General features: G+C 63.7%; 7 protein-coding genes and 1 pseudogene. 7 read left to right on the forward strand and 1 reads right to left on the reverse strand.

Features of this window, described 5'->3' with window-relative positions; translation table 11 throughout:
- The first annotated feature begins 127 nt into the window (after positions 1-127).
- The 6 genes from H7225_RS14980 (at position 128) to H7225_RS15005 (ending at position 8,684) form a co-directional block, all read left to right on the forward strand.
- Complete coding sequence (locus tag H7225_RS14980) at positions 128-3,799, forward strand: DUF6701 domain-containing protein (protein ID WP_290663210.1); 3,672 nt, start codon at positions 128-130, stop codon at positions 3,797-3,799.
- A gap of 185 nt (positions 3,800-3,984) precedes the next feature.
- Positions 3,985-5,046, forward strand: a complete 1,062-nt coding sequence (locus H7225_RS14985) for a hypothetical protein (RefSeq protein WP_290663211.1) — start codon at positions 3,985-3,987, stop codon at positions 5,044-5,046.
- An 11-nt stretch (positions 5,047-5,057) separates the two neighbouring features.
- Complete coding sequence (locus H7225_RS14990) at positions 5,058-5,708, forward strand: PilN domain-containing protein (RefSeq protein WP_290663213.1); 651 nt, start codon at positions 5,058-5,060, stop codon at positions 5,706-5,708.
- On the forward strand, positions 5,705-6,418 hold the full coding sequence (locus H7225_RS14995; protein WP_290663215.1) for a hypothetical protein: 714 nt from the start codon (positions 5,705-5,707) through the stop codon (positions 6,416-6,418). The genes H7225_RS14990 and H7225_RS14995 overlap by 4 nt, the downstream gene beginning before the upstream one ends.
- The gene (locus H7225_RS15000) at positions 6,415-6,852 is read left to right on the forward strand and encodes a hypothetical protein (protein ID WP_290663217.1); all 438 of its coding nucleotides are present in this window, start codon (positions 6,415-6,417) and stop codon (positions 6,850-6,852) included. Before H7225_RS14995 ends, H7225_RS15000 begins: the two co-directional genes overlap by 4 nt.
- Before the next feature lie 74 nt (positions 6,853-6,926).
- Entirely contained in the window at positions 6,927-8,684 is a 1,758-nt protein-coding gene (locus H7225_RS15005; RefSeq protein ID WP_290663219.1) for a pilus (MSHA type) biogenesis protein MshL, read from the forward strand.
- On the opposite strand, the gene H7225_RS15010 is transcribed toward H7225_RS15005, so the two are convergent.
- Entirely contained in the window at positions 8,681-8,896 is a 216-nt protein-coding gene (locus H7225_RS15010; RefSeq protein WP_290663221.1) for a hypothetical protein, read from the reverse strand. The genes H7225_RS15005 and H7225_RS15010 overlap by 4 nt on opposite strands.
- A 71-nt stretch (positions 8,897-8,967) precedes the next feature.
- On the opposite strand from H7225_RS15010, the pseudogene H7225_RS15015 reads away from it, so the two are divergent.
- A pseudogene (locus tag H7225_RS15015) lies at positions 8,968-9,147 on the forward strand (hypothetical protein); the annotation flags it as partial.

Genomic DNA, 9,147 nt, shown 5'->3' on the forward strand with positions numbered 1-9,147 from the left:
CCTGATGCTGGCCTGGGCAACCCTCCTCTGCACGATGTCATCGGCCCACGCCGTAGCCTATGTCTTCCCCGGTACATTGCCAGCAGGATGTACTGGTAGCGGTCCCACATATACCTGCATCAGCACCGTGACACTGGCCAGTACCGACACCGTCACGGTCAATACCCCAAAGCCCGCCACGATCACGATCACCGGCGGGTTGACGGCCAATGCCGCACAGATCAACAGTGCAGGCACCGCTGCCGACCTGACCATTTCCATGACTGGCGCGCTGTCGGCCACCGCCGGCGCGGTCATCAAAGCCAATGTGACCTCGGGCAGCGTGTCAAGCACCGGTGCGGTCACCTACGGCGGCTCCCTGACAACGACGGGTACCGGAGCCATCAGCCTTGGGGCGGGCACCAACGTGACCGGCGCGGTCACCACCGGAACGGGGGCCGTCACCTTGCTCACAGGGACCGCCGGTACTTACACAACCGTTGGCAGCATCAATGCCGGCGGCACGGTCACCATCAATTCGTACAACAGTATTTTGGGGAACACCACGGGTTACCTGCTTTCTGCCGCCGGCTACAACACCTACGGTGGCAACATCACAGCGACCAACACTTATGTTGCCCTGGGAGGCAATGCCACGGTCGCTGGCTCGATCTCGTCACAAAGCTATGTGGACACCGGCTCGACGTCTTCCATCACAGGTTCGATCACAACCTCGGGCACCGGAGGCACCTACATCGACATCCACGGCAACACCAACGTCGGCGGCTCGATGACTTCCAAGACTTACATCAGCATGATCAGCGGCAGCACGGTCGGTGGCGACCTGCAGGCGGGCACAACGATTGGCATGGGGGCAGGCAGTTCAGCCACAAGTTCATGCTTGCGCTCCACCAGCTCAGGGACGATCACCATCCCCTCGGCGGCTAACGTGGGTGCCGCATGCTGCGGTACTGCACCCACTTGCACCAACACCTGCGTCAGCGTCACCCCCAAGCCGCCCGCATGTTCGGCTGCCGTGGGGACCGTTCAGGCCTTCCAAGAAGGCGTGAACGGCTACTCGGGCACGCAGGACACCTATTTGAAAAAGTTGGCTGCCGACACGGACTACGGCGCCAGCACGACCCTCATCGTCGATGACGGCTCACCGAACGACATGCAGACGCTGATTCGCTTCGACAACATCATCGGCTCGGGGGTGAGTCAGATTCCCGCTGGATCGACGATCAACTCCGCCACATTGCGGGTCTATGTCTCGATCAAAGACGCATTGGACCAGATCTCGACGTACCGGATGCTGAGCACCTGGTCGGAGGCTTCGACCTACAACTCGATGGTCTCCGGTGTGGCCATCAACAATGTGGAAGCCAGCTCCACGGTGCTGTACTCGCTGGATGCCGGCGCCGAATTTTTAACCAACATCACGGGGCTGGCTTCTTCGGTTCAGGCCTGGGCCGATGGCGCCACGAACTACGGCTGGTTGCTGGCGACAGGCTCGTCTGATGCGGACAATTGGAACATCGACAGCTCGGAAGGCGCGACCGTCAGCCGGCGCCCGCGCCTCACCGTGGACTTCACGCCTCCGGCTGGGGTCGCGAGCTACACCGTGGTGCCTGCCACCACCACGCCATCCACCTGTTCGGCCGTGACCATCACCATCACCGCGCGCACCTCGGCGCCTGCCACCTACACCAGCTACACCGGCACCATCAACATCACCACCTCCACCAGCAAGGGTGATTGGGCCCTGGGCGCCTCGCCCACGCCATCGGGCACCTTAAGCAATGGCACGGCCAACGATGGCGCGGCAACCTATACCTACGTGGCGGGTGACAGCGGCGTGGTCAAGCTCACCTTGACCAACACCCAGGCCAACAACCTGACGGTCAACGTGGTGGACAGCGTGATCGCGGGCTCGTCCACCACCTCGTCCACGCTCACCTTCAGCGACAACGCTTTCGTCCTCGACGAAGACCTGTCGAGCCGCATCACGGGCAGCGACACGGTCGTGGCTGGCCGCAACCACGACTTCCAGGTCACCGCGATCAAGAAAGACACCAGCACCGGAGCTTGTGGCACCGCCACCACCTACACCGGCGCCAAGACGCTGAAAATGTGGCGCACCGATTCCGGCGGCAGTTGGACCGCGCCCACGGTGGTCTCTCCTGCCTTGACCATTCCCAGCAGTGAGCCTGGCGCCAGCAACCTGCCGCTGACCTTTACCAACGGCGTGGCCACCTTCAACCTGGGCATCACCGACATCGGCCGGTACAGCCTGACCCTGCGCGATGCGACAGGCGGCTTTGCCACCGGCAACATTGATGGCTCCACCGGCACGCTCACCGTGCGGCCCTTCTCGGTCGTGGTCAGTGGCATCTCGCAGGGCGCCACGAGCAACCCGAATGGCTCGGCCGCCACCGACACGGTTTTTGCCAAGGCCGGGTCCAGCTTTCAGGCCACGGTGGCTGGCTACCGATGGTCTGCCACCGCAGACACCAATGTGGCTGGTGGCGATGGTGTGCCCGATGGCAGCGCCACGCTGGCACAGACCACGGCGGGGGGCGTGGCGGCATCCTTCTCCAGCACCGTGACCCTGTCACCCGTGGCCGCCAGTCAGACGCCCGCCACCGGCGTGCTGGGCACCTTGGCCAATGGCACGGTCAGCAGCTTTGCCAGCGGCAGCAGCACACCGGCCACGCTGCAGTACAGCGAAGTGGGTAGCTTTTTGCTCAATACCACCGCCGTGGTCAGCAACTTCATCAGCAGCGGGCTGAGCCTGGATGCCACGGTTTTCAACGCGGCAGGCGCCCAGAACGCACGCATTGGCCGGTTCAAGCCTGCCCATTTCGTGTTGAGTTCGGCCAGCGCCACCCACCGGTCCGCGCTGGTTTGCAGCCCAGCCTCGACCTTCGCCTACCAGGGCGAACTCTTCCAGCTGGGCTTCACGCTGACAGCGCAAAACGCCAACAACGCCACAACCGCCAACTACACCGGCGCCTTTGCAAAGCTGGACCCAACCACGGCCTCGAACTTCGCCTTGACCGGTGTGGCGGGCACGCTGCCCCTGCGGACGTCTGGCGGCACGCCGCGCCTCAGCCTGGGCACATCCACGGGCAGTTGGAGCAATGGCCTGGCCAGCGGCATCACTTTGACCGCACTGGTGACCCGAGCCGCTGCGCCCGAAGCGGTGCTGAGCGCCAGCCTGGGCGTGGCACCGCAAGACAGCGATGCCACCGTGCTGAGCAGCTTCAACCTGGACAGCAGCTATCCCGCCGACTCCACCGATGCCGGCCTGATCGGTACGTTGGACATCCGATTCGGGCGCCTTCGCCTGTCGCCCGCCATCGGCCCGCAAGACCGCGACCTGCCCTTGGCCCTGTCCGCCCAGCACTGGAACGGTTCGAGCTTCATCACCAACACGCTCGACAGCTGCACCCGGATCGCGTCCACGGGGGTGAACTTCGGCCAGTACCGTCGAACCATCACGGCGGCCGACACCAGCGTGAAGACCAGCCCGGTCACGCTGGCGGCAGGCACGGCCACGTTTTGGCTGAACAAACCCTCGGGTGGCCGCGCGGGCACCTACGACGTCACCTTGAGCCTGGGCAGTACCGCCACAGATGGCTCCTGCCTGACCAGCCTGGGGTCGGGCGTGGGCGACAGTGCCGCGGTGGGGGCCGACCTGGCCCACCTGCGGGGCGCCTGGTGCGGCGCCACCTATGACAAAGACCCCTCGGCCCGGGCCACCTTTGGATTGTTCCGTGGCTCACAGCACGTGATCCATCAGCAAGAAAACTACTGAGCTGAGACCCGAGCAGGGACGGATTGGCCTCATTTCCCCCGCTTATTCGGTCTTTTGCCACGACTTGCTCGCCCGTACCCTGAGGGCAAGGATGCGAATTTTCGCCATCCGAATCTTCGAGCCCCCACCGTGAGCCAAACCGCCACTCCCGTCACAGTCGATGTCGCCAGAAAAGGGCCGCAGCCATGAAGCGCCTGCAGTGGCCGTGGCAGCGCGTGCGCAACCCCAACCGGCTGGTGGTGGCCTGCACGGAGGACACCTTCGCCTATGTCGAGGCCAGCATTGACCTGCGCCGCCCCTACGTCATCAAACGATGCGGGTTGGAGCGCCGTGGCGCAGACAGTGCCCCCGCCTTTGCCCGCCGCATCAAGGCCCTGATGCTGCCCATCAAGGACGTGATCGCCGTGCTGCCGCTGGACCGCACGCAGATCCTGCAGATCGAGACGCCGACGGTGCCGCCCGAAGAGATCAAGGCCGCGGCCCGCTGGCGCATCAAGGACATGGTCGAAGCGCACCTGGACGACCTGACCATTGATGTCATGCGCCTGGGCGACGGCCGCTCACGCACCATCCAGCACCTGTACGTCATCGCGGTGGTCAACAGCGCCATCAACGAGACCAACGCCTTGCTGAACGCCGCTGGCATGGAGCTGGCCGTGATCGACATTTGCGAGACCGCGCAACGCAATCTTCAAAACGCATTCGCCGAAGCGCAAGGCCAGCGCGAAGGGGCCACCGCCGCCTTGATGGTGCACGAGTCTAAGTGCCTGCTCACCATCAGCGCCAACGATGAAATGTTCTACACCCGCCGTTTGGAGTGGGATGAAACCGTGTTTGGACACCAGCCCGATGACGCAGCCCGCGCCACAGCCACCCCAGCCTACGGGCAAGGTGTGTTGTCGCAGCAAACGCTGGAATCGGTTGACATGGTGGACTACAGCGTGGAGGTGCCTGAGTTCGGCACTGCGCATGACACGCCCCGGCTGGTGATCGAGTTGCAGCGCTCCTTCGACGTTTGGGAACGGTCGTGGCCGGACCTGCCCCTGTCCCTGCTGACGGTGCACGCTGGCGCAGGCTCTGCCTCACTGGCCAGCATCATCAAGCGGGACCTGGGCCTGCCGGTCGAACCCATGGACATCTCGACGCTGTTCAGCGGCCTGGATGGCGAAGCGGTGACGGCCGAGGTTCTGGAGGCCTGCGTGCCTTTGCTTGGCGCGCTGTTGCGCCATGAAGCGCGCAAGCTCTGAGCCCACACACCATGGCCCAGCAAATCAACCTCCACCGCCCGATCCTGCTCAAGCCGAAGCTGATGTTCTCGGCCACGGCCATCGTGCAGGCGGCCGCGATCTTCACCATCGCGGTGGTGCTGGCGTGCGTGTGGGCATCGGCCCAGGTCAAGGCCTTCCAGCGAGACAGCCTGCTCACCGAGAAACGATACACGCAGGACAGGGATCAGCTGCAGACCGCGCTGGCCTTGCGCCCGGCGTCCGGCACCGATGTCAACGCACTGCAGCAGCAGTTGAAGTCCGTGCAGGACTCGCTGGCGCAACAGCGGCTGTCGATCAAGGACATGCACCTGGGCAAGACGATCGGCGGCCGCAGCTATTCCGCGATCTTGAAGCTCGTGGCCGACACCGTGCCGCCCCCGGTCTGGGTCACGGACGTGATCGTCTCCATCGAACGCCTGGAAATCACGGGCATGACCTTGGAGCCCGATGCGCTGCAAGCCTGGAGCAGACACCTGTCTGCCCACCCCATGCTGCAAGGGCAACGCCTGGCCGCCGTCCGCGTGGAACGCGCGCCTTGGCGTGCACCAGCGGCGACACCAGCTGCAAGCAATGCAGCCGCACCACGCGAGGCCTGGTCATTCACCTTGGTCACGGACCGCACGGCAAAGGAAGTGGAATGAAGTCAAGCACCAAGCCCTGGGTCCACTATGCGGCCAAGATCAATGCGCTCAGCTTGCGCGAGCGCGCCATCCTGTTTGGATCGACCATGCTGGTGGTGGGCGCGCTCGCGGACACCCTGGTCTTGTCGCCAGCCCGCACCGAACAACAACAAATCAAGACCAAGCTGACCAAGCTGTCTGCCGAGTTGACCGTGCTGCGCGCGCAGGTCGCCTCGAGCGGCGGCCAGGCCGGTGGGGGGGCCGAGAAAGACACCCCGCGAGCCACGGTGATGACCGCGATCCAGCAAGCGCAGGAGGCACAGGCCGAGATGGACTCGCAGCTGCGGGCTACCCTGGCCAGCCCCGAACAAGTCGCCCGCCTGCCTGATTTGATGGCCAAGGTCATGCGGCAACAGCCGAGCCTGACACTGTCCAAGCTGGCCACCATTGCGCCCGACCAGGACCGCGCCTTGCTGGACAAACTCACCAAAATCTACCGGCCCACTTCAAGCGGCACCACGCCTCCTGAAAGCCCCGAATTGGCTGTTCAGATGCATGGCGTGGACTTCGGTGTGATCGGCCCTTACCTCGAACTGACCCGTTACTTAGGTGATCTGGAGCGGGCTATGCCTGGCCTTCGCTGGGGCGAACTTCACCTGCACGCCGAACCCGGCAGCACCAATGCGCCACTCATGGAAGTGCGCGTCTACCTGATGGGAGCCTCGTCATGACATCCGCATGGCGCCCGTGGGCAATGGCCTTGACCCTGACAAGCTGCTCATGCTGCTGCGCGCTGGCTGCCGATGGGGCGGCCCTTGATCTGGGCACCCGCGACCCCACGCAGATGCCCGCCACGCTTCAGCAAGCCCTGCGCCCTGACATGGCCGACAGGTCTGCAGGCGAGACGCTCCCCCAGCCATTTTTCATCATGTCCCACGGGGGCAAGCTGACCGTCATCCACAAGGCGCATCGCCTGCACGTGGGCGATGAACTGGACAACGCACGCATCGTGCGCATTGACAACGATGCCGTCTGGCTGCGCGAAAGCGGCCAAGTCAAGAAGGTGGCCATCTACCCCGATGTCATGAAACGTCCGACGGCCCCAACCGCGTCGTCCCATCAACGGCATCGCCGCTCTCCAGCGGCCAAAAAGGATGCGCCGTGACCCCACACCAATTTTTGCACCCGCCCTTCCCTTCCGCCCAAGTCGGCTTACGCATTTTGGTGGCTGCGGCCTGCATGGCATCACTGCTGGGTTGCAGCACCCCAGCAGGCAACTACAGAACACAAACCAGCCCCATGCTGAGCCTGCGCATGGACTTGCCCACCCGTCTGGGCAACAGTGATGCGCCTGTAGAACAAGTGGCAGCGGCGCCAGCACCCGTGGTCCGTGCCGCGCCCACCGCACCCCGTGACGAACGCTTCGACCTGGTCGTCAATTCCGCATCGACTCGCAACGTGTTCCTGGCGCTTGTGGCAGATACCCGCTACAGCATGCTCCTGCACCCGGAGGTCACCGGCACACTGTCCGTCACCCTCAAAGGCGTGACCTTGCTGGAGGCGCTGGAGTCCATCCGCGATGTCTATGGCTACGACTTCAAGATGGATGGCCGGCGCATCACCATCTTTCCGCCAACGCTGCAAACGCGCCTGTTCAACGTGAACTACCTGAACTCTCAGCGGCGAGGCAACAGCGATGTGCGCATCACCTCTGGTCAGGGGCCCAGTACCCCCACAGGCGGCGGCTCAAGTAGCACGGCATCCGGCAGCACAGGCGCGGCCAAAGCTGCCGACCGCCAGGAAAGCAGCCAGGTCTCGACCACCTCCACCACCGACCTGTGGGCCGAGATCTCCATCACGCTCAAAACCATGATCGGCACGGCCAATGGCCGCAGCGTGGTGACCAGTCCTCAAGCGGGCGTGATTGCCGTGCGGGGCATGCCTGACGAACTCAGACAAGTCGAATCGTTCTTGCGCTCCACCCGCTTCTCGGTCGAGAGGCAAGTGATGCTGGAAGCCAAGATTCTGGAAGTCGAACTGCGGGACGGTTTCCAGAGCGGCATTGACTGGTCCATCCTGGGCACGAAGTCGGCGATTGGACAAGCCAGCGGTCGCGCCGGCAACCCCCTGGCCGCCAACAGCAATGGCCTGCCAGCCCTCGGCATCAACTCGGGCCTGGCACTGGCTGCGGACACGATTCCCCTTCCAGGGGCCGGCTCCGGGATCCTGGGGCTGTCATTGGCCACCAAGGGCTTCGAAGCCGTGCTTGGCTTCCTGGAAACGCATGGTGAAGTGCAAGTACTGTCCAGCCCGCGCGTGGCCGCCATGAACAATCAAAAGGCGGTGCTCAAGGTCGGCAGTGATGAGTTCTTCGTCACCGCCGTGCAAGGCGGTTCGGTCGGGTCAGGCAACAACAGCACTGGTAGCACGACCACCTTGCCCACGATCACGCTGACGCCCTTCTTTTCGGGCATCGCCCTGGACGTGACCCCTCAGATCGACGATGGCGGCATGATCACCCTGCACATTCACCCTTCGGTGACGGCGGTGTCGACCGTGACCAAGCAGATCGACCTGGGTGCCGTGGGCAACTACAAACTGCCCCTGGCCTATAGCAGCGTGAACGAAACGGACACCATCGTGCGCATCCCCGATGGCAACATCGTGGCCATTGGCGGCCTGATGCAGATGGAATCCAACAGGAGCCGCTCGGGCATGCCAGGTTCCGGTGCGAACCAGGTCACCAGCACCCTGTTTGGCAACCGCATTGAGACCTCGCGCAAAAAAGAGGTGGTGGTGTTGATCAAGCCCACCATCATCCGCAGCACCGAGGACTGGCAGGCCACCGCCGTTCAGGCCCGCGAGGCGATGGACCGCCTGGACGCTCAACTGGATCGTCGTGTGATCAAGCTGGACGGCAACACCGAGCATGCAGAGCCCGTGCCTGCACCATCACCCTTGCGCCACACATCCAAGCGCCGCGCGGGCACCCCTTAAGCATCGACAGGTGCCTTAACCTTCAGGTCGTTGTCAAATTCGCAGTGCATGTCGCGGTGCGTGCGTTTGGCCGCAACGTGGTCCTTCTCAACCAGCGGGGCATCTTCCGGCTGATCCCCTTTTGGCCAGGCCGCCATGCGCTTGGCCCAGCGATCGAGGGCCTGGTCGGTGTCGCCGCTGGCGTACAGCTCGGCATCTCCATGCGTGCACAACGAAAGCTCAAGTTTGCCGCCCAACAACCGACATTCTAGGAAGACCATTTCTATTCGATTCGAGGACGTGTATGGAAGCCCTTCAAGTAGCCGCCCCCAAGCCAACATCAGCGGTACGGCCCGGCGCGCCCGGTAGTTTGTCCAGCCGGGGCAATCCAGCCCGTCAAATTCAGCATGCGGTATCTGGCCGTGAATTCCTCACGTTTCGCCTGGGCACGGAAGAGTACGGCATCGACATCCTGAAGGTTCAG

This window comes from Aquabacterium sp., assembly GCF_014378415.1.
Classification (GTDB): Bacteria; Pseudomonadota; Gammaproteobacteria; order Burkholderiales; family Burkholderiaceae_C; genus Aquabacterium.